General features: G+C 29.1%; 15 protein-coding genes. 14 read left to right on the top strand and 1 reads right to left on the bottom strand.

Features of this window, described 5'->3' with window-relative positions; all coding sequences use genetic code 11:
- Positions 1 to 4 precede the first annotated feature (4 nt).
- The 8 genes from L3B96_RS03065 (at position 5) to L3B96_RS03030 (ending at position 10,298) form a co-directional block, all read left to right on the top strand.
- Complete coding sequence (locus L3B96_RS03065; RefSeq protein WP_238858805.1) at positions 5 to 1,633, top strand: hypothetical protein; 1,629 nt, start codon at positions 5 to 7, stop codon at positions 1,631 to 1,633.
- Positions 1,634 to 1,685: 52 nt separating this feature from the next.
- A complete protein-coding gene (locus L3B96_RS03060; RefSeq protein WP_238858804.1) occupies positions 1,686 to 4,304 on the top strand; it encodes a hypothetical protein in 2,619 nt (872 codons plus the stop codon).
- Between the two features lie 75 nt (positions 4,305 to 4,379).
- Entirely contained in the window at positions 4,380 to 4,790 is a 411-nt protein-coding gene (locus L3B96_RS03055; RefSeq protein WP_238858803.1) for a GtrA family protein, read from the top strand.
- A 28-nt stretch (positions 4,791 to 4,818) separates the two neighbouring features.
- Positions 4,819 to 5,628: a glycosyltransferase family 2 protein gene (locus L3B96_RS03050; protein WP_238858802.1), complete on the top strand. Its 810-nt coding sequence runs from the start codon at positions 4,819 to 4,821 to the stop codon at positions 5,626 to 5,628.
- A gap of 54 nt (positions 5,629 to 5,682) precedes the next feature.
- A complete protein-coding gene (locus tag L3B96_RS03045; RefSeq protein ID WP_238858801.1) occupies positions 5,683 to 6,426 on the top strand; it encodes a sugar phosphate nucleotidyltransferase in 744 nt (247 codons plus the stop codon).
- A complete protein-coding gene (locus tag L3B96_RS03040; RefSeq protein ID WP_238858800.1) occupies positions 6,426 to 8,366 on the top strand; it encodes a lysylphosphatidylglycerol synthase transmembrane domain-containing protein in 1,941 nt (646 codons plus the stop codon). The genes L3B96_RS03045 and L3B96_RS03040 overlap by 1 nt, the downstream gene beginning before the upstream one ends.
- 5 nt (positions 8,367 to 8,371) lie before the next feature.
- Positions 8,372 to 8,929: an HAD-IA family hydrolase gene (locus L3B96_RS03035; protein WP_238858799.1), complete on the top strand. Its 558-nt coding sequence runs from the start codon at positions 8,372 to 8,374 to the stop codon at positions 8,927 to 8,929.
- 715 nt (positions 8,930 to 9,644) lie between these two features.
- Complete coding sequence (locus tag L3B96_RS03030) at positions 9,645 to 10,298, top strand: DedA family protein (protein WP_039769507.1); 654 nt, start codon at positions 9,645 to 9,647, stop codon at positions 10,296 to 10,298.
- Between the two features lie 323 nt (positions 10,299 to 10,621).
- Here the strand turns inward: L3B96_RS03030 and L3B96_RS03025 are convergent, their stop codons facing one another.
- Positions 10,622 to 11,935 (bottom strand): aspartate kinase, encoded by a 1,314-nt coding sequence (locus L3B96_RS03025; protein ID WP_238858798.1) that lies wholly within the window; start codon positions 11,933 to 11,935, stop codon positions 10,622 to 10,624.
- 1,733 nt (positions 11,936 to 13,668) lie between these two features.
- Between L3B96_RS03025 and glnA the strand changes: the two genes are divergently transcribed.
- From glnA to L3B96_RS02995, 6 genes are all read left to right on the top strand, one after another.
- The gene (gene glnA, locus L3B96_RS03020) at positions 13,669 to 15,000 is read left to right on the top strand and encodes a type I glutamate--ammonia ligase (protein ID WP_041899351.1); all 1,332 of its coding nucleotides are present in this window, start codon (positions 13,669 to 13,671) and stop codon (positions 14,998 to 15,000) included.
- 41 nt (positions 15,001 to 15,041) lie between these two features.
- Entirely contained in the window at positions 15,042 to 15,602 is a 561-nt protein-coding gene (locus L3B96_RS03015) for an ANTAR domain-containing protein (protein WP_012060362.1), read from the top strand.
- Positions 15,603 to 15,774: 172 nt separating this feature from the next.
- Positions 15,775 to 20,352, top strand: a complete 4,578-nt coding sequence (gene gltB / locus L3B96_RS03010; RefSeq protein ID WP_238858797.1) for a glutamate synthase large subunit — start codon at positions 15,775 to 15,777, stop codon at positions 20,350 to 20,352.
- A 13-nt stretch (positions 20,353 to 20,365) separates the two neighbouring features.
- Positions 20,366 to 21,838: a glutamate synthase subunit beta gene (locus tag L3B96_RS03005; RefSeq protein WP_238858796.1), complete on the top strand. Its 1,473-nt coding sequence runs from the start codon at positions 20,366 to 20,368 to the stop codon at positions 21,836 to 21,838.
- A gap of 394 nt (positions 21,839 to 22,232) precedes the next feature.
- Positions 22,233 to 23,150: a type II CAAX endopeptidase family protein gene (locus L3B96_RS03000; protein ID WP_238858795.1), complete on the top strand. Its 918-nt coding sequence runs from the start codon at positions 22,233 to 22,235 to the stop codon at positions 23,148 to 23,150.
- Between the two features lie 205 nt (positions 23,151 to 23,355).
- Positions 23,356 to 23,646 (top strand): hypothetical protein, encoded by a 291-nt coding sequence (locus L3B96_RS02995; RefSeq protein WP_238858794.1) that lies wholly within the window; start codon positions 23,356 to 23,358, stop codon positions 23,644 to 23,646.
- Positions 23,647 to 23,844: the final 198 nt, after the last annotated feature.

The raw sequence follows: 23,844 nt of genomic DNA, 5'->3' as shown, positions 1-23,844 counted from the left end.
GAGGGTGAATAAAAAAAGGATTAATAAATACATACCAGAGATTTTAGCTTTAATACTTTATATGGTGTGCATGATAATAATTATGTATTTTCATGAACCATGGTTTGATGAAGCGCAGGCATGGTTAATTGCAAGAGATGCTTCTTTAAAAGAAATATTATTTGTGTTGCCACATTATGAAGGACATCCTCCTGTCTGGCATTTAGTACTTCTACCTTTTGCTAAATTAGGTGTTCCGTTTGAATTTAGTATTAAGTTAGTATCGCTTACATTTTGTTCTATAGCTATGGGATTATTTATTTTTAAAGCACCTTTTAAAAGAATAGTTAGGTTAACAATACCATTTACTTATTTCTTTTTTTACCAATATGGTGTGATAAGTAGGCCCTATTGCATATTAATGCTTGGATTTATTCTTTGTGCTATGTTTTACAAGACTAAAGAAATAAAGCCATTTAGATTTATATTAGCTTTAGGTATACTTTGTAGCGCTAGTGCCTATGGAATAATACTTTCTGCAGGAATTGCTATAGCTTGGTTAATTGAAATATTTTATAAGGACTTTTCAATAAATAGTATAAAGAAATTTTTTTGTGATGAACGTTTTTTTGCTCTATCAATATTATTAATATTTAATTTAATGTTAGTAATAAGTATTATTCCTAAATCTGATACTTATGCGATGTCTAATGTAGTGAAAAGCAATGATTATATAAGTAGATTTATTTATATGTTTTTTGTATTACCAGGAGATGCTACTTATTTAGATATTTGCAACTATTTTGTACCACAACTTCAATTTGATAGTTCTACTGCATTGGGCATTGTTGGAGGTGGGATGATTAGTATTATATTAATCATATTTGCTAAAAGAAATAATAAATTATTAGTATTATTAATACCGTATAGTTTTGTTGGAGTTTTTTCTACATTAGTATATTTTAGTCCACATCATATAGGCATTATTACAACATTTTTTTTATTTATAATTTGGATTTGTTACGAAGGTGAAAAAAGGAAAAATATTAGCTTTCAATTTTTAGATAAATTAATTAGAGAGGAATCAGATATTAAATTATTAAATAGTACTCCAATAGTTTTATTTGGAATTATAATTTGCATATCAATTATTTGGACAATAATGTCATCTATGAATGAGATCTATGTTCCATATGGAGTGGGTAGAGATTTAGCAACGTTTATAAAAGAAAATAATTTGAATAAATATAATATTATGGCACAGTGGAAACAGTATACTAATAATGAAACTAAAAAAATAGTAGTGGATACAAATTTAATTGGTGGTACAGAAGCATTACCATATTTCAATAAAAATATATATTATAATTTAAATAATAATATACCTAATAAATGTTTTGTAACTCACATGGTAGCAAATAATGATGAAAACATTAAGGCGTGGAAAGAAATAGGCTTCCCTGATGTTATTATAGGATCACCTGATTTACGAATTGTATTTGGAAATTCACTTAGTTACAAAGATTATGTGTGCGTGTATGATGCAAAAGGAAACTATATTTGGAAATGGGGAGTAACTGATTATGAGTATTTGGTTTATATTAGAAAAGATATCATGGATCAATTTCCGAATTTGAAAGAGATAGAGCCCTAATATCTTAGGATGAGCATTTATTGCGCAAAAAATTGAAAAAGGGGAAAAGATATTGATTATACAAAGTATGAAAGGAATTGTTAAGAAAAATTTTTTGGGATCAGACACTTTTATGGTCATGCTAATAATAGTTTTTTCGCTGACTATTTTAAGTCTTATTACACTTGCAAATCCAAATGTTTTTCTAGTGGATGATAATATACTTCAATGGGAACCAATTATAAATAAAAGTTTTGAGAACCTTTTCTCAGAAGGATACATTCCTTATATAGACTTTTATCAATACAAAATGTTTAATATCCTAGATTCCGGATACTATTCAGTAAATAATCCAATTATGCTGATGTCATATGTTATTGGACGATTTATTTTTGCATCACGCATAGGAACAATTTGTATATATATTTATATTATGTTTATCATAGGGAACGGAATTATGTATTTACTAGTGAGACGACTTGGAGTTTCAAAGGCAAATGCTTGTATTTCAGTGTTGGCGTATAGCTCAGTTTCGCATTTTATACTTTATGGATTTTACTACTTCACTTTTAATAACTATTTTTTTATACCATTTTTGCTTCTTGTGATTTTAAGTTTTGATAAAAATAAATTTGAATATTTTACGACTGGTATTTGTCTTGCATTTAGCTTGCTTTTGGGACATATTCAATATACATTGTACTACTATATGGTATATGCGATTATTATGGCATTTATGGCGTTTGCATACAATAGGCGTTATATTGTATTTATGATAACTAATGTAATTACTGGAGTTATTCTTTCGGCGCCGCAACTTCTAGCGCTAGTATTAATATCGGGCAATCGTTCAGAGGTAATACAAACAACAAATGATTTTTTAAAAATTCCAATACATTGGGACAATATGATTATATTTTTTGCAATGCCTCTATATTTACTTGGGGATAGTTATCAAATGATTTCTTCGGGAGGAGCTTTTCGTGACCAGTTAGATTATTTATCAGTAAGTTTTGGTTATTTCGGGGCCATAATACCTCTTTGTGGTATATTTATTTTAAATTATTTTAAGAAAATACAATGTTTTATTTATGAGAGTTTAAGGACAAACATGCTAAAACTAAGTGGAAAATCTGTGAAAAAAAACATTTTTTTTGAATTTTTCTGTTATATAAGTATATGCTTTGTGATAATCTGGGTTGTGAGTACATCTGACACCGATGTTTTGAATAAATTGATTTGTTCTATATCTATCACAATCATTGCATTTGCTTTGATTTTTATGAGAATTTTAAAAAGAAATGAAATAGAGAAGTGGCAAAAAGTGATTATTGCTTTTCTAATGATATATTATCCATTTGTTACTGCTTTAATTTCAATATTCTATTTTATAAAAGAGAAAATATGCAAGGGAAATGCTTTTCCTCTATTTGACAGTCATAATGTAGATAAAAAAGCTGAGGGCTTTAATTATCATATTACTATAGCATGTACAGTAGCTTCATTTTTTTTCATTCTTTTTTCTTTAGGGAAGTTAGGCATCATTGCAATTGCGTTATCAAAAATTCCTATAGTAAATAGATTTAGATTCCTTTACAAATGTGTGTTTATCTTTATTCCTCTAATGATAATATCAGCAGCTTTTGCACTTAATAATATTAAGAAAAAGCGAAGGAGTATTATTGCTTTTATAGTTGTGCTTTCTGTTATTGGAATTTTAAATTCATGCTATTTGACGAATAGTGGCCTTCATACATATTTTAACAATGAAAGATATCCTTATAATAATGGGAAGGATTATGTTAAAAATGTATCTTCGAGGATTGACAAGATTGGTGCGGATAGAAACAACTATAGATTTTTAGCAGTAACTGAAGGGAATAAATCATTCTCGGAAGATTCATACATAGAAAGTTCTTCAGTGGATTTCTATGATAAGATGACGAAAAACATGAGCACTATGGTTGGTGTATTTACTTTAGCGGGTTATGATAATGCTTTTACCAAGATGAGTTATAATCAGAGTAACTTAATATTAAGTGACATTAACCTTAATAATATGTACACAAATGCAGCAAATGGTTACGAAGTATTTAGTAAATTGGCCAACCTTTCCGATAATGATCCTAAGCTTAGAGAATTTTATTATCAGTTAAATGATAATGCGGTAAAGTATTATTTATTTGATAAAGATGCAACAAATAGTTTAAATGCATTCAAGCGATTATGCAATAAGATTCCAGAAATTAGGATTGTTCGAGAAGTTGATTTCGTTAATAATACAGTTCTTATAGAAATCGATGGAGTTGATTCATTATGTAAAACAAATAAGGGCAAAAGTATTCCTTTGAGCAGCAAGATGGCTGAGCTTAATTTTGATCTAGACAACGAGCCAATAGAATATATTACACTTTCATTTACTTATGACAAGAATTATAGAGCTATATTTACCGCTCTGGATGGCAATAAGAAAGAACTTAATATAGTGTCCGATGATTCCGGTTACACAAAAGTAATTACACAAAATGTTGGAGAAGGCACAGTTACATTGTATTATGATAATAAATTGGATAATCTGGTAATGCTTTTTTCGGTAATAATTTGTATTTTGCTAATGTGCACTATTACCATAATGATTATTAAACATGCCGAGAATAAAAATAGCAGATTAACTAATTTTTCTAGAGGTTGAGCTAATTATAGAAAAGTAAAATTTTAATTAATAAGAGAGGTTTTTAGATTAAGGATGAATATAAGGAAGCTGTTTATGCAGATGAGTAAATTTTTGGCGATTTCAGGTACAGGATGGCTAATAGATTTTTTAATTTATTTATTGCTGACAATAAAATTAAATTTAGATGTAGGATATTCAAATTTTATTAGCGGAATACCTGCACTAACTTTTGTATTTTTGGTTTCCACAAGAAAAATTTTTGAATATAAATCTGATGGACATAGTTTGAAAATGAAGTATAGTATATATTTTCTCTATCAAATGATCCTTATTGTGATAATATCGCTATTTGGTAAAGTTTTATATTCAATTATTAATGTTAGTAGTTTTTATAATATTGTTATTATAAAAAAATATTCGAAAATTATAACAAAATTAATAATAACTCCAATAACAATGGTATTAAATTTTTGCGTAATGAAAATTTTATCTGAAAAATATTAAAATATATTCTACAGGAAAGGATAAAACGATGAAAGAAAAAATATTATTATTTATTCCAGGATATAATTGTGAAAAGCAAATTGTTCGTGTTTTAAATCAAATTGATTATAAGATGTTACAATATGTACATGAAGTTATAATGGTTAATAATTTAAGTATAGATAATACAGAACAAAAGGTAATAGAGTTCATTAAACAACATCCGGATGTTCCATTAAAACTTTTGAGAAATAATTATAACTATGGATTAGGCGGTTCACATAAAACAGCATTTAACTATGCTATAGACAATAAATTTGATTATGTAATTGTGTTGCACGGAGATGATCAAGGCAATATTTATGATTTAGTTCCGATTTTAGAAAATGAAACTTATAAGAAATATGATTGTTGTTTAGGTTCTAGGTTTATAAATGGGTCTAAATTAAAAGGGTACTCTAAAATTAGAATTTATGGGAATATAGTCTTCAATTTTCTGTTTTCTTTAGTTGTTAGAACAAGGGTATATGATTTAGGGTCTGGTTTAAATATGTATAGTATTGGCATGCTTCGTAGCAAGTTCTATATAAGATTTCCAGATAATTTAATATTTAATGCTTGTATGATTCTAGCATCAGATCACTATAAACACAATGTATTATTTTTTCCAATTTCATGGAGAGAGGAAGATCAAGTATCTAATGTAAAGATGATTGGATTATCCGCTGGTCTTTTAAAAATGGTGATCAAGTATTTTATAAAGAAAGGGGAATTTATAAAATCTGAGATGAGAGAAGAAGTAAGGGATGAATATGAAGCAAAAGTTGTTTATGAAGGAAAACAAGAAGTAAAAATTTAATAAGTTATATATAAGTTAGGACAAATTAAATTTTGGTGTATAGGGGAGTTAGAAGTGGATAAACGAATAAATCTAATTATGCCAATGGCAGGCAAGGGGTCACGTTTTAGTAGTAATGGTTTTGAATTTCCAAAGCCATTAATTGAAATTAATGAAAAACCATTTTTTTATTGGGCTACGCAATCAATAAGAAAATTTGTTGAATTGAAAAACATAATTTTTGTTGTATTAAAAGAACATATTGAAAGATTTGGTATTGATAAAGAGATAATGAGATATTTTCCGGAGGCAAAAATTAAAGTTATATCTGAAGTTTTAAATGGAGCAGTACTTACATGTATTGAAGGAATTAAAGAAATTAATAATGAACATCCAATAATATTTAATGACTGTGATCATCTATTTATTAGTCAATCTTTTTATAATTATTGTAATAAGGGTGGATTATCTAATGTAGATGGAGCTTTACTAACATTTGAATCTAATGAGTCTAAATTTAGTTATTTAGTATGTGATAGACATGGACATGTAATTAGAACTGTTGAAAAAGTAGTAATTAGTAACGATGCTATTTGTGGTACTTATTGCTTTAAAAATAAAAGTATATTTCTGGATTCAGCAAAAGAATATTTAAGAGTGTGTAATTATAATGAATACTTTGTAAGTGGAATTTATAATGTTATGGCGGAAAGAGGAAAAATAATTAATAAGTTCTCTGTAGATAAGCATTTATCATTTGGAACACCAGAAGAATATAGTATTGCATTAAATTCAAATGATTTTGAGGTGCTTTTATAATGAAGTATTTCATTTTAATTTTGGCAATTTTATTGTTGTTATTAGGACATTATTTTAAAATGTTAAGATGGAGGCAGTTTGTTGAGATATATGAAAAACCACAAAATGATATTTTATTAAAGTCTTTAATAATTGGATATATGGTGAATTTTTGTTTGCCATTTAGAATAGGAGATTTAATTAGAAGTATATATGCAGGAAGAAAAATGAAAAATGGAATTGGATTCTCTATAGCAACTGTAATTGTTGATAAATATTTAGATGTAATTGTCGTGGGATTTTTATTTTTAATATTTTATTTAGGGAGTTTTCCAAAAGTCACTTTGTTGTATTCTTTATTATTTTACCTTGGATTATCTACGATAGCATTGTATTTTTTAGTGATAGCAATAAAGTATAGTAGGTATTTAAAAATTCTCACTAAAAAAATTAGTTCGATTTTTAATGATGAAATAGAATTAAATTTACTGCATTTTTCATGGTCTATCATTTCAGTATTTAAAGATATGTATAAAAAGGTTAGTAGGAAGAAGTTAATTTATAATACAGTTTTAATATGGCTATGGTATATTACCTCATATTATCTATTTGCTACATTTTTGTCAACATTTCAAAGTACTGTAAAATTAATAGACGTTTTTAATTTATTATTTAATAGTAATAACATTTTCATGTCCACAATAAGAATTTCACATATATCAAGCAATTTGATACTACAATTTCCTTTGATTATGGGATTGTACATTTTAACGCCTCTGATTGCTTTATATACAATTTCTATATTAAAAGATAAAGCTAATAATACATTGATAGAGAATGATGATGAACAATTTGGCATGAAATATTTGAAAATACTGCCACATGTTAATAAAAATGAGAAGTTAGAATTTTTAGAAGCGTATTTTTCAGGGGGGGATAGAGATTATTTTAAAAGATATATTAAAATAAATAGAAACATATCTATAATAAACGATTATTCATCAGGTTCAAATGCTACTACAATGTTATGTACAAACGGTAAACAAAGTTTTTTTAGAAAATATGCATTTGGAAATGCTGGAGAAAAATTATATGAACAGATTAGATGGCTACATGAACATGAAAATTTCTTATCACTTCCCAAAATTATTTCGGAAGATAGGGGAAAAGGGTATTGTTATTACGATATGCTATATGATAATTCATATGTTGGATTTTTTAACTATGTTCATTCGATGCCCATAGAAGATAGTTGGAGCATTATGAAGAAGACATTGAATGAGTTGGAAAAAAATCTGTATTATATTAATATTAGAAAAGCTGATAAGGATACAATAAAAAAATATATAGATACTAAAGTTATACAAAATATTGAGAAAATAAAAAATGCAAAGTTGTTGAAAAATTTAATTGAGTATGATGAGTTAATTATAAATGGCATAAAATATAAAAACTTAAACTATTTTTCTAAGTATCTTACATTTGAATATTTATATGATGTTTTTAAAGAAGATAAATACTCTGATATTCATGGAGATTTAACAATTGAAAATCTAATTTGTAGGAGAAATGGTGTTTGCAAGGAAGATTTTTATATAATTGATCCCAATACAGGAAATTTACATGATTCGTCTAATTTAGATTACTCAAAGTTACTACAATCTTTGCATGGTGGATATGAATTCCTAATGAATACTAGAAATGTAGATATCACTAAGAATAATATAAACTATTTATATGTAAAATCTTCAGCATATAATGAATTATATGAAAGATATAAGAAATTTTTAAATAAAAAATTCACATATAATAGGGTTAAGAGTATATTTTTTCATGAAATAATACACTGGTTAAGACTTATGCCTTATAAGGTCGAAAGTGATAGTAGAAGGGTAGCTGTATTCTATGCAGGTTTAATTATAGTTATGAATGAAATAATAGAAATGTACGAGGAGAATTGATTAGTATGAAAAAAAAGTTGGCAATATTTGATTTAGATGGGACACTATTTGATACAAAGGATGTGAATTTTTTATCGTATAAGCACGCTTTGGAGAAGTATAATTATAACCTGGAATATGAATATTTTTGCAAATCATGTTATGGAATTAGTTTTGAGAAGTTTCTGCCTGAAATAATAAAAGATAACAAAGTTTCAATATATGATATACATAAACTGAAAAAGGAGTTATATCTATCTAATCTGGGACAAGCTAAAATTAATAACCACTTGTTCAATATTATAGAGTTGCTTAAAGAAAAATATTTCTTGGCTATTGTTACTACAGCTTCTAGAAAAAATTGCATAGAGATATTAGAATATTTTAGAAAGCACGATTTATTTGATTTAATTATATCGTATGATGATGTATTACATGTAAAGCCTAATCCGGAAGGATTTATAAAGGCAATGAAATTTTTTAATATTGAACCTAGAGAAACAATAATTTTTGAGGATTCATCAGTTGGAATAGAAGCAGCCAGAAAAAGTGGAGCTGGTGTTTTTCGTGTAAATAAATTCTAGAAGTAGGAGTATAATTTATCCTTATTAGCACATTTGAATGGAATTATTTAAATAATTGGAAGCTTGAAGTGTCTAAATTATAATTAGTGATTTATAATAAAAAAGTAATAATAGCATGGTGTTAAAATATTTATAATTTGAGATATTTTAAAATAAAATACCATATTAATCATGCTAATATCAGAGAGGATTATATGGATATTGCGAAATCATTAGGTATTATGCTTGTTCTTATGGCACACATACAATTAACTTATGAAAATATAATTTTTTTATTTCATGTGTATTTATTTTTTTGTATCTGAGTATTTTCATAAGGATAAATATTCAGATAATCTTGAGATTTTAATTAAGAAGCAATTCAAATTGCCGTAAATTTCATTTGTTAAGTATGAGCTGATATTTCTAGATTTACATAATACCCTTATAAATTTAAGAGTTTATAATAGTTATGAAAATAAAGTTATCAAAATTTATTCTAATACTGATTTTATAGTAAATGTATTTAATTCTAATTTATTAAATAAGTTTAAATGAAAAATCGGTTTTGTAAAGATTTATAGTATAGAGGTAGGTAGAATAGATTAAAGTAATTTAGACATAAGTATTAAATGATATTTTTAATTAAATCTTAATTTCCCTTTACTAAATAATAATGTATAATAACCATATGTTATAAATTAATTAATATGTCGAAACATATGGGAGGAAAAATATGAACACAGTTACTTATTTAATTGATATATTTCTACATCTTGATAAATATCTGGGATTCATAATAAACAATTATGGATTTGAAACATACTTGCTACTATTTTTCATAATATTTTTGGAAACAGGATTAGTAGTAACTCCATTTTTGCCGGGAGATTCGTTAATATTCGCCGCTGCTGCTTTTGCTGCTATGGGAATGCTTAATATATATGCGTTACTAGGACTTTTAATGGTTGCAGCAATCTTAGGAGACACAGTTAATTATGAAATAGGAAGAATTTTTGGTGATAAACTTATTAACATTGCTGGTGGGAAACTTATTAAGAAAGAGCACTTAGATAAAACTAATAAGTTTTATGAAAAGCATGGTGGAAAGACAATAATCTTTGCAAGATTTATTCCAATAGTCCGTACGCTAGCACCATTCGTAGCTGGAATAGGAAAGATGCAATATAGGCACTTTATTTCATTTAATGCAATAGGCGGAATTTTATGGGTACTAGTAGTTTCAGCACTAGGATTTTTCTTTGGAAACATTCCAGTAGTTAAAAAGAACTTTGAATTTGTAATTATAGCAATCATATTTATTTCTATTGTACCAGTTATCGTTGAATTCTTAAGAAGCAAGATGAAAAAGACTAATCAAACAGTATAAAAGAGCCTAATTAGGGAGTGGAAAGACTCTTTAATTAGGCTTTTAAATTAATATTTTATAGAAAAGAACATTATTTATAGTTATAGATTAATAATTACATATTAAAATTATACATTATCAGAAAGAAGGATATACTTTTGTGGAGTGTTGCATTGAGAATGTGGCTTTAGGAGTTTCTTCATTAGAACTTGTTCCATTGTTGCTTGTCCTTAGGAACTAAGGATCATGCAGGAATGGGTACAATTTCTAATGTTAGAAATCCAAAGTCATATTCTCTAGCAACCGGAACAAAAGTGTATCCTTCTTTCGGTTATATCTATTTTCTAATTAAATGCGTTATATATTGCAGCAATTCCTTTTTCAAAATCATCATTTTCTATACCAACTAGTATGTTCATCTCACTAGAACCTTGGTCTATCATTCTAATGTTGATTTCAGCATTTGAAAGAGCTGTAAATATCTTAGCAGCAGTGCCCCTTTGTTTAGCCATTCCACGTCCAACAGTAGCAATCATAGCTAAATTTGGGTGGATTTCTATACTGTCTGGGTTGCATGCTCTTTTAATTTCTTCTACAACAACATCCTTTTTATTCTTCAATTGAGTATCTTGAATTACAAAGCATACTGTATCTATTCCAGAAGGCATATTTTCAAATGAAATATTATGCTGTTCAAGTATTGATAAAATTTTTCTACAGAAACCAAGCTCTGAATTCATTGAAGCTTTAGATATTGAAATAACTGTGAAATCTTTTTTACCAGCTATACCTGTTACAGTTGTTGGCTTCATTGAGCCATCTGTATTTTTTACGATAAAAGTACCTTCGTCTTGAGGTTTATTTGTATTTTTTATATTTATTGGAATTCCAACTTCTCTTACTGGGAATATTGCATCTTCATGTAATACAGAAGCACCCATGTAGGAAAGTTCTCTAAGTTCTGAATAAGTTATTTTGCTTATTGGTTTTGGATTATCTATTATTCTAGGATCTGCCATTAAAAATCCTGAAACATCTGTCCAATTCTCATAAAGATCAGCATTGATGCTTGAAGCAACTAAAGCTCCTGTTACATCAGAACCACCTCTTGAGAATGTGATTATATTTCCGTCTTTATCTGCTCCATAAAAGCCGGGAATTACAGCCTTAGAAATTTTAGATAATTTATAATGAAGGGCTGAATCTGTCGCCTTAGAATCTAAGGAACCGTCGCTATTAAAAACCATAACGTCTTTAGCATCAACAAATTGAAAGCCAAGATAGTTAGCAAGTATTAATCCGTTTAAGTATTCACCTCTACTTGCAGCATAATCACTTGAAGCCCCTTCTTCAAGATCTTTTTTTATGATGTCCAAATGTTCTGTAATATTAAAGTCCAAATTTAAATCCTTAACTATATTACAATATCTATCTGTTATATGATTAAAAACATCATCAAAAGATATTCCAGTAGAAACATGGGCGTGGCAAAGATATAATAAATCAGTAATCTTTGAATCCTTAGAATTTCTTTTTCCAGGTGCAGATGGCACTACATATCTTCTTTCTGGATTTGAAAAGATTATTTCTTTAACTTTTTTAAATTGAGTTGCATCTGCTAGTGAACTTCCACCAAATTTTGTTACAATTGTGTTCATAATTATAGCCCCCATATATATGTATTTTTACATATAAGATTGTAGCAATTTATCTAAAAATGTTCAAGTTAATTATTAATAATGCTAAATGATTATTTTCTCTTGAGCATTTGAGTATTATTTATAGAAAAGAACATATAATAAACTGCAAAGCAGATTAAGAAATGGATATAAGATAGAACTATAGTATAGCAGGTACTGAGTTTTGCAATCATAAATCAAGTTATTTATTTCTTTATCTGTGTAAAAACACATAGAATGCCTTTAAATCATTAATGAAGAAAATCCATTTAATATAATAAATTATATATACTACAAAAATAATTCCTAGCCATAATTCTAAAGGGATTGTAATAATTTTAGCCGTAACTGTGAAATGTGAATTGTGAATTGTGAATTGTTAATTGAAGCATATATATATTCTATGAAAAAAATTTATCATACTTAATTATAGATACCATAATTATAAACTATACTTGGACTATGAAGTGTTTTCCAACCAGAAATGAGTAATATGCTTTTGTGGAATGTTTCATTGGCAATTATGATGGATGTGATTCTTAATTAAAATTCCAAATCTATGATTTGGTCAATTGAAATTACTCAGTGAACGAAGTGAGTCGAGTTTCCTTTGAACTATTCCAAATGTGCTAGTTCAAAAAGTGAGAATGGAAAAGTGATGCTCCAAATTTTACATTTGGTAAGCAGAACTTTCTCTCTGTGAGCGATTGTTCTTTGAGGCCAGCACTTTGGGTGCAACTTTATAGCCTTAGAGTCACCCATTATAATTACCTAGAAACTGGAACAAAAGTATATTATTCATTTCGGTGAGGTATACGCATAAGTTCAGACTAAAATTTAGAAATTTAATTGCAACATATATTATATGTAGAGAAAATAGTGAGTATTATTAATAACGTTTGACAGAGTAAATATTGATTTGTATAATAAAAATACCAAGTGAAACTTGATTATTTCTTGTTTTTCATTGAAATTCAACGTTGAATAAATCAAGAAAAACAATGTAGAAATAAAAAATATGTTAACAATATGGTACTGGTAATTTAATATCTAAATATTTTAATTATCAGGAGTTATATAGATAAGCCAATTATAAGTTAGATTTATACTATGAAATATATCCCAACTAGAAATGGGTAATATATTTTTGTGGAATGTTTCATTGGTAATTTTGATGGAAGTGATTCTTTGGCTATAAGTTGTTCCAAATGTGCTAGTTCAAAGCTTGTTCTTTGAGGCTAGCACTTTGGGTGCAACTTTATAGCCTTAGAATCACCCATCAGAATTACATAGAAACTGGAACAAAAGTATGTCATTCATTTCGGTGAGACATATCCATAAGTTCAGGTCTTGGTTGGATATCTATATGTATTACAAATTTATATATACTTTGACAACGGAGTCACAGAATTAATAATTCAGATTGATTTCGTTTTTTTGTTATAAGTTATAAAATAATTTTCTGCAGAAGTTATTTTTTATATTTATCAATTTAATAAATATAAGCTTTAATTTTTAAAGAATATGGTATTAATTTCTTTAAAAATTAAAGTTTTTACCACAAAAATACTTACTTTTTTAAAAAATCTATTGATTTGTTAGGAATGGTGGTATATAATTTACTTATTAAATGAATTGAGCAAAGGCGTTCAATAGATGGTATACCGCTTCTATTGTGCGCCTTTTTTTAGAAAAAAAAGGGGGTTTGTAAAATGGCAAAGTACACAAAGGAAGATATCATTAACTTAGTAAAGGAAAATGGAGTTAAATTTATAAGGCTTCAATTTACAGATATCTTTGGAACATTAAAAAACGTAGCAATTACAGACAGACAGTTAGAAAAAGCATTAAATAATGAATGTATGTTTGATGGATCATCTATTGATGGTTTCGTTAGAATTGAAGAATCCGACATGAATTTAAGACCAAACTTAGATAGTTTTGTAATTTTTCCATGGAGACCGCAACAAGGTAAGGTTGCAAGATTAATCTGTGACGTTTATAAACCAGATGGAAAGCCATTTGAAGGTGATCCAAGATATATCTTAAAGAAAGCTATAGCAGATGCAGCTGAACTTGGATATACAATGAATGTTGGACCTGAATGTGAATTTTTCTTATTTGAAACTGATGAAAATGGTAATGCAACAACAAACACTCAAGATAAAGGTGGGTACTTTGATTTAGCACCTACAGATTTAGGAGAAAATGCAAGACGTGACATGACTTTAGCATTAGAAGAAATGGGATTTGAGATTGAAGCATCTCACCATGAAGTTGCTGAAGGACAAAATGAAATTGACTTTAAATATGGTGATGCATTAACTACAGCTGATAGTATTATGACATTCAAGCTAGTTGTTAAGTCTATTGCACAAAGACACGGATTACATGCATCATTTATGCCAAAGCCAATTTTCGGAATTAATGGTTCAGGAATGCATGTTAATATGTCATTATTCAAGGATGGAAAGAATGTTTTTGTTGATGAAAATGATAAGAATGGCTTAAGTCCAATAGCTTATAACTTTATAGCAGGATTATTAAAGAATATCAAAGGTCTTGCAGCTGTTACTAACCCATTAGTTAATTCATACAAGAGATTAGTACCAGGATATGAAGCACCAGTTTATTTAGCTTGGTCTTGTAAAAATAGAACAGCATTGATAAGAGTACCAGCAGCTAGAGGCGCAGGGACTAGAGTTGAGCTTAGATGTCCAGATCCAAGTTCTAACCCATATTTAGTATTAGCAGCTCTATTACAAGCAGGATTAGATGGTATTAAAAACAATCTACAACCACCAGCAGAAGTTGAAGCAAATATTTTTGCTATGACTGATGAGGAAAGAAAAGCTAACGGAATTGATAACTTACCTAATAACTTATATGAAGCAGTTCAATTCATGAGAGAAAGTGAGTTAGCTAAGTCAGCTTTAGGAGAACATGTATACAATAATTATCTTGAAGGTAAAGCAGCTGAGTGGGATGATTATAGAACTAAAGTACATGACTGGGAATTAGAAAACTATCTTAATAGATATTAATTTAGTAATACCAATTATTATTAATTAAGGTGGGGATTGCAATGGCTCAAGATGGAAGAATTATTATAGCTTTAAGCAATATTGAGACAGCAAAAAAATTAAAGAGTTTACTAATGCAGGAAGGCTATGAAATCATAGCATTATGTGCTTCAGGAAATGAATTAATTAGATTAGTTATGCAACATTCCCCAGACCTAGTCTTAGTAGGATATAAATTCAAGGATATGAGTTTACTAGATGTTTATGAAACACTAGTAGATGTAACTAGTTTTTTAGCTATTGTAAATGAGCCTTATAAATCATTTATAGAAGAAGATACTGATATATATTGTATTGGTACTAAAATCTCTAATGTTCTCTTAACTAATGCTATAAATTTAATTTTTCAAAGCAAAAAGAGAATCAAGAAGCTGAGAGATCAAGTTGAAAAGTTAGAACATACTCTGGAAGATAGAAAGCTTATCGAAAAGGCTAAGGGTCAACTCATGAAAACTTCAGGACTTACGGAGAATGAAGCGTTTAGATATATGCAGAAGATAAGTATGGATTCTGGGAAAAGAATGAAAGATATTGCGAGTTTAATATTAAGTGAAAATGAATAACTTATAAAATGTAGCCAATACGCGAGTAATTATATTTCAAAAAAGGATGTATTTACTCGTTGTTTGCTACACATAAATGCAATATGATTGTTTTAAGGATAAATAGGTGCCTGATAGATAAATATTTAAGAAGGTACAAATGAATATATTATTATCTCAAGGGGGAATTTTAATGGAAAGAAATAATCCGAATGCACAGGGGTTATATAATCCATGTTTTGAACATGATGCTTGTGGAATTGGGACTATAGTAAACATTGATGGTGAGAAATCTCATGAAATATTATCAGATTGTTTAGCTATCCTAGAAAAGCTAGAGCATAGAGGTGGTACAGGCGCTGATGAACATACAGGAGATGGAGCAGGAATATTATTTAATATACCACATAAGTTCTTTCAGGAAGAATTAAAATCAAAAGGTATGACTCTCGGAAACGAAGGGGATTACGCTGTTGCTATGGTATTTTTACCACAAGAAGAAAAGGCAAGAAAAGAAGCTATGAGCCTTTTTGAAGATATATCAAAGGAAGAAGGACTTGAACTAATTGGGTGGAGAGAAGTTCAAACAAACCCTTCAATACTTGGAAAAGCATCGCTAGAAGCAATGCCTGCAATAATGCAAGCTTTTGTAAGAAGACCAAATGGAATAAAACCAGGAAAAGATTTCGAAAGAAATTTATATATTGTTAGAAGAAATATAGAGAAAAGAGCAGGATGGATAAGTAAGTTCTTAAATGAAACTTTCTACATAGCGTCTTTTTCATCAAAGACAATAGTATATAAAGGAATGTTACTATCTACACAGCTTAGAGAATTTTATAAAGATTTAGAAGATGAAAGAGTTGAAACATCTTTGGCGTTAGTACATTCAAGATATAGTACTAATACATTCCCAAGTTGGGAAAGAGCTCATCCTAATAGATTTATGATTCACAATGGTGAAATTAATACACTTCGTGGAAATGTTAATAAGGTTTATTCTAGAGAAACAAATGTTAAATCTAGAGCACTTGGAAAAGATTTAAACAGAGTGTTACCTATCATAAATAAAGAAGGATCAGACTCTGCGATATTTGATAACAATTTAGAATTCTTATATATGAATGGAATGGATTTAACTAGAGCTATTATGATGGCAATTCCAGAACCATGGTATAAGAGTAAAACTATGAGTAAAGAAATGAAATCTTTTTATGAATATAATGCTACACTAATGGAACCATGGGATGGTCCAGCAGCTATCGTATTTACGGATGGCGAAAAAGTTGGTGCAGTTTTAGATAGAAATGGTTTAAGACCATCAAGATATTATATAACTAAAGATAGAAGACTTATTCTTTCTTCAGAAGTTGGTGCATTAGATATACCAGCTGAAATTGTTGAAAAGAAAGATAGATTAATGCCAGGTAGAATGTTACTTGTAGATACAGTTAAGAAAGAAGTTATAGATGACGAAGAATTAAAGAATGCTTATGCTAATCAATATCCTTATGGAGAATGGTTAAAAGAAAATCTGATTACTTTAGATAAAATGAATGAAAGTAAGAAGTTCAAGATTGAATATGATAAGGAAACTAGAAAGAAATTAGAAAAAGCTTTTGGATATACTTATGAGGAAGTAAAAACAACAATGCTTCCAATGGCTGAAACTGGAGCTGAACCATTAGCAGCTATGGGGGTAGACGTTCCTTTAGCAGTATTATCAAAGAATTCTCAACCGTTATTTAATTATTTCAAGCAGTTATTTGCACAAGTAACTAATCCTCCTATTGATGCTATTAGAGAAGAAATAGTTACAGCTTCTAATGTTTATCTTGGACCAGAGGGTAATATATTAGAAGATAAAGCATCAAATTGTGAGTTGATTAAACTTGATTCACCAATAATTAATGATGAAGAATTAGCTAAAATAAAGGCTTATAATAAAGGAAACTTAAAATCGAAAGTAATTGATATTGTATTTGATAAAGGTGGCTCTTTAGAGGAAGCATTAAATGAAACGTTTGAAAAAGCTCAAGATGCTTATGAAAAGGGATATACTATATTTATATTATCTGATAGAAATATAAGTGAGGCAAAAGTTCCTATTCCGTCATTACTTGCAGTATCAGCACTTCATCAATATTTGGTTAAAAAAGGAACAAGAACTTCAGTTGCTCTAATACTTGAAAGTGGAGAGCCTAGAGAGATTCACCATTTTGCTACATTGCTTGGATTTGGTGCTTCTGCTATAAATCCATATATGGCTTATGAAAGCTTAAGAGGATTAATTGAAGAAGGATTACTTGATTTAGATTATGATAAAGCTGTTTACAACTATAATAAAGCAGTGCTTAAAGGTATAATTAAAATACTTTCAAAAATGGGTATTTCAACAATACAATCTTATCAAGGAGCACAAATTTTTGAAGCTATAGGAATTGGAAAAGAAGTTATTGATAAATACTTTACTAATACTATAAGCAGAATCGATGGAATTGGACTCGCTGAAATTCAAAAAGAAGCAGAGATAAACCACAAAAATGGATTTAAAGAAAAAACTTATGCAGCAGACTTTTCGCTAGATTCTCCAGGATATGAAAAGCTTAGATCAGGAGAAGATAGTGGAGAAGAGCATTTATATAATCCACTAACTATTCATAAACTTCAAGAAGCTACTAAAACATCAAATTATGAATTATTTAAAGAATATACTTCTTTAATTGATGATGAAAAAGCTGAAATTACTTTAAGAGGATTATTAGAATTTAACTATAATTCTAAGGCAATTCCACTTGAAGAAGTTGAGCCAGTTTCAGAAATTGTTAAGAGATTTAAGACAGGAGCAATGTCTTATGGATCAATTTCTAAGGAAGCTCATGAAGCACTTGCTATTGCTATGAACAGAATTGGCGGTAAGTCTAACACTGGTGAAGGTGGAGAAGATAAGGATAGATGGATTAAAGATGCAAATGGGGATTCAAGAAGATCTTCAATAAAGCAAATTGCATCTGGTAGATTTGGAGTAACTTCAGAGTATTTAGTAAATGCAGATGAACTTCAAATAAAACTAGCACAAGGAGCAAAACCTGGTGAAGGTGGTCAATTACCTGGAACTAAGGTTTACCCATGGATTGCTAAAACTAGACATTCAACTACAGGGGTTGGTCTTATATCACCACCACCTCATCATGATATTTACTCAATAGAAGATTTAGCTCAATTAATATATGACTTAAAGAATTCAAACACTGGAGCTAGAGTATCTGTTAAGTTAGTTTCAGAATGTGGAGTTGGAACTGTTGCAGCTGGTGTTGCTAAAGGTGGAGCAGAAGTAATATTAATTTCAGGGTATGATGGAGGAACAGGTGCATCACCTAAAAACTCAATCAAAAATGCCGGACTTCCTTGGGAACTTGGACTAGCTGAAGCTCACCAAACATTACTTCTTAACGATTTAAGAGAAAGAGTTAGAGTTGAAGTAGATGGTAAACTTATGAGTGGACGTGATGTTGCTATAGCGGCCCTTCTTGGAGCAGAAGAATTTGGCTTTGCAACTGCACCATTAGTAACTTTGGGTTGTGTTATGATGAGAGTTTGTAATCTAGATACTTGTCCAGTTGGAGTTGCAACTCAAAATGAAGAGCTTAGAAAGAGATTTAAAGGAAAGCCAGAATATGTAGTTAACTTTATGTACTTTATAGCTCAAGAACTAAGAGAAATTATGGCAAGTCTTGGATTTAGAAATATTGATGAGATGGTTGGTAGAGTAGATAAACTTAAACAGAGAGAAAATATTCATGGCTGGAAAGCTAAGAATGTTGATTTAAGCCCAATACTTTACACTCCAGATAAGTATAAAGGAAAAGTTGTTAAGTTTGATGAAACTAAGAAATACGACTTTAAATTAGAAAGAGTGCTAGATCAAAAAGTATTCTTAAGCCAATTTAAAGACGCTATAGAAAAGAAAGAAAAAGTAAACTTTGAAATTGATATAACTAATACTGATAGAACACTTGGAACTATTCTTGGATCTGAAATAACAAGAGTAAATGGTTCAGATGGACTAACAGAAGATTCTATTACTATTAAGTGTAATGGAGCTGCAGGTCAAAGTTTTGGTTCATTCATTCCAAGTGGATTAACATTTGAGGTTGAAGGAGATGCTAATGATTACTTAGGTAAGGGATTATCAGGTGGTAAGATTATAGTATATCCTCCAAAGAAATCAACATTTGTAGCAGAAGATAATATCTTGATTGGAAATGTTGCTTTATATGGTGCAACTTCAGGAAAAGTATTTATAAATGGTATTGCAGGTGAAAGATTCTGCGTTAGAAATTCAGGAGCAACTGCTGTTGTTGAAGGAGTTGGAGCTCACGGATTAGAGTACATGACAGGTGGTAAGGTTGTTGTTTTAGGTAAAACAGGAATTAACTTTGCTGCTGGTATGAGTGGCGGAATTGCTTACATTTATGAAGAGGATCCAAACTTTAGAATAAACTTAAATGAAGAAATGATTCTATTAGAAGAGTTAAGCTTAGAAGATGAAGAAGAATTAAAGAACTTAATTGAAGAACATGTGAAAGTTACAGGCTCTCCTAAAGGAAATAAAATATTATACAACTTTGAGACAGAAAAATCTAAATTCCACAAAATAATTCCAAAGGATTATAAGAGAGTATTGGAAACTGTTGAAAAGCATAAGAATCTTGGATGTGATGAGGATGAAGCATTAATTAAAACTTTCCAAGAAATTAAAGGAAATTAGGAGGGTTAGAAAAATGGGTAAACCAACGGGATTTTTAGAGTATGATAGAGAAGTAGGTAAAAATAGAGAACCTAAAGAAAGAATAAAAGACTATAAAGAATTTCATTTAAGTCTTCCAGCAGAAAAGCAAAGTATTCAAGGTGCAAGGTGTATGGACTGTGGTGTTCCATTCTGCCAATCAGGAGTATTATTCTCAGGTATGGTATCTGGTTGTCCAATTCATAACCTAATTCCTGAATGGAATGACTTAGTGTATAGAGGAAAATGGGATTTAGCTTATGAAAGATTAGATAAGACTAATCCATTCCCAGAATTTACAGGAAGAGTATGTCCAGCTCCATGTGAAGCTGGATGTACAGCAGGATTAAATGGGCCTTCAGTTGCTATAAAGGAAAATGAAAGAGCTATAATTGATACTGCTTTTAAAAGTGGAATAGTTAAAGCTAATCCTCCAGCTAAGAGAACTGGAAAGAAAGTTGCTGTAATAGGATCAGGTCCAGCAGGACTTGCAGCAGCAGATACATTAAATAAATGTGGTCATAAAGTTACTGTTTTTGAAAGAAGTGACAGACCAGGTGGATTATTAATGTATGGTATTCCAAATATGAAGCTTGATAAAGAAGTTATATTAAGAAGAATAAATCTTATGGCTGAGGAAGGTATTAGATTTGTAACTAACGCTAATATTGGTGAAAATTATGATGCAAATGAAATATTAGATGAATATGATGCAGTAGTACTTGCAACTGGTGCATCTGAGCCTAGAGATCTTGTAGCAAAAGGTAGAGATGGAGTTAAAGGCGTACATTTTGCAGTAGATTTCTTAAAAGCTAATACAAAAAGTCTTCTAGACTCAAATCATGATGATAATAATTATATTTCGGCAAAAGATAAAAATGTAATTGTAATTGGTGGTGGAGATACAGGAACAGACTGTGTTGGAACTTCACTTAGACATGGATGTAAATCATTAGTTCAATTTGAAATAATGGGTGAACCTCTTAAAGAAAGAGGAGCTAATAATCCATGGCCAGAGTGGCCTAAAGTTCTTAAGGTTGATTATGGCCAAGAAGAATTTATAGACCTTTATGGTAAGGATCCAAGAGAATATTTAACTACAGTTACAGGTCTTAATACAGATAAAGATGGAAATCTTGAAAGTGTTGATACTGTAAAAGTTGAATGGAAGAAAGACGAAAATGGAAGATTTGGTCCAGTGCCAGTTGAAGGATCAGAAAAAACTTATCAAGCTGAACTTGTATTGCTTGCAATGGGCTTCACAGGTTCACAAAATTACATTAAAGAAGCTTTTGGTGTTGAATCAGATGTAAGAAGTAACATAAAAGCAAATGAAAAAGATTTTAAAACTAATGTACACAAAGTATTTTCAACAGGTGATGCTAGACGTGGACAATCATTAGTTGTTACAGCTATAAATGAAGGAATAAGAGCAGGAATATCTGTTAATGAATTCTTAAGAAAATAGCATATTGAAATGGAAGTGATATTCTAAGTATTTAGAGGTATCACTTCTATTTTTTTAGGTAGAATTAGAATCTCAATTTAGAAATACTAGATAACAATAAGCAAGTACTTGGATTCTATGAAGAATATTTTATAACCAACATGTTTATAAATGGTATATATATTGCAAAAAATAGATATTTTAATTAATAATTAAGAATATTTTCATGAATTTATATTAACTAGATATATATAATATAGAGGTGAATATTTTTTATTCTCTAGGAATTTATATTGAAGATAAATCTGCGGACATTATGCCAATTGAGGGAATAAATTATGAAAAAGGGTTGATTTAGAGATATATGTTTTAAAAGAGAATAAAATTGTAAAGAGAAATTGATTGGAGGATGTTAATGAGAATTTTTAGTAATAATCGTAAGCAAGTAAGATCTGGTTGGAAGATAATACTTGTTTTCGTATGTTTCTTTGTATCTACAACTATAATGTCGGTTGTCTTCAGTAATATATATAGTGCATTTGTTTTTATGACTAATCCAGCATTGCTGTCAAAGCAAGATGAGGGTATAGGTTATATTACTGAGCAGCTCTTAAGTATGTCTTCTTTTCCAGGCGCATTTTTGAATTTGATACAATGCATACTAATGATATTCTTTGTAGTTTTATTCTGGAAAGTTCTAGATAGAAAAAAAGTGAAAGATATTGGATTAATCAATATAAGAAAAGGATGGAAAGATTTATTTTATGGCTTATTATTTGGCGCAATATCATTTACTATAGTTGCAATTATATTGTTATGTACTAAATCAGTTGAACTAGTGAATAGTTTTAATAGTCCAAACCTTTCAAGAACATTATTTTTACAGCTCATTGTTTTTATCTTTGTTGGGATTAATGAAGAACTTTTTGCTAGAGGGTATTGCATGACTGTTTTAAAACAAAGTAAAATAGCATGGATTCCTATTTTAGGATCATCCATAATTTTTTCACTAATGCATTCATTAAATCATGGAATCAGTCTACTTGCATATGTTAATTTGTTTTTATTCGGGATTTTTATGGGATATTTATTCATAAAGACTAAAAATATATGGATGTGCATAGGGTATCATATAACTTGGAATTATTTTCAGGGTGACATTTTTGGATTTTTGGTAAGTGGTAATGTTACAGATTCTATATATACCATAAGAACTATTAATTCAAATATAATTAATGGGGGGAGTTTTGGACCAGAAGGAGGAATAGTTGTTACAGCATTGCTTATAGTAACAATTTTAATGACATATAAATTCATACCTTATAGAGCATAAAATGCATAAAAAATCTACACATATGAAAAGAGTGCGAAGCACAATACGGAACTTAAAAAATGAAAAGAGTGCGAAGCACAATACGGAACTTAACCAAAGTCGACTGCGATTTTGTTATGTACATTGTAAATTTTATATCCATAAGGTATACTTAAGATATGCTTTTAACTAAATGAGAAACTAAGTAATATAGAGGTTGAGTGTAATGAACAGAGAATTTAAAAGATATATGTATATTATAGGAACAATTTGTATAATATTTTTAGTAGGATCATTAATTCTACATATTCTTCCATGGCTTTTGATAGCAGGAGTAATAATATATATTGTTATGAAGATAGTGGGATTTTTTAAAGAAAAAAAGAGAAAGAAGAATTTAAATAACTATTATAATAATGATAGAGATAAGGAAATTTACAGCGCTCCTGTAGATGACTATACAACTGGAGAAATTATTGATGTTGAATATGAAGATGTAGACAAAAAAGAAAAATAATATTTTTATATTAAAGCTCAGTTTTTAGTAACTGAGCTTTTTTGCTGTCTAAATAATTACGCATAAATTAGTTAGAAAATTATAATTTTGATGAAAAAATTTGTTAGAACCCTTTATATATTTCTTTTTGGTACTGTATAAGTGTAAGTGTAAACCATAAATAAATGGTTATACATTTGCACTTATTTTTATTTATAA

The organism is Clostridium sp. YIM B02569 (genome assembly GCF_022320765.1).
Lineage (GTDB): Bacteria > Bacillota > Clostridia > Clostridiales > Clostridiaceae > Clostridium > Clostridium beijerinckii.
The sequence above is the reverse complement of the archived record's forward strand: the minus strand, read 5'-3'. Positions and strand labels throughout refer to the sequence as shown.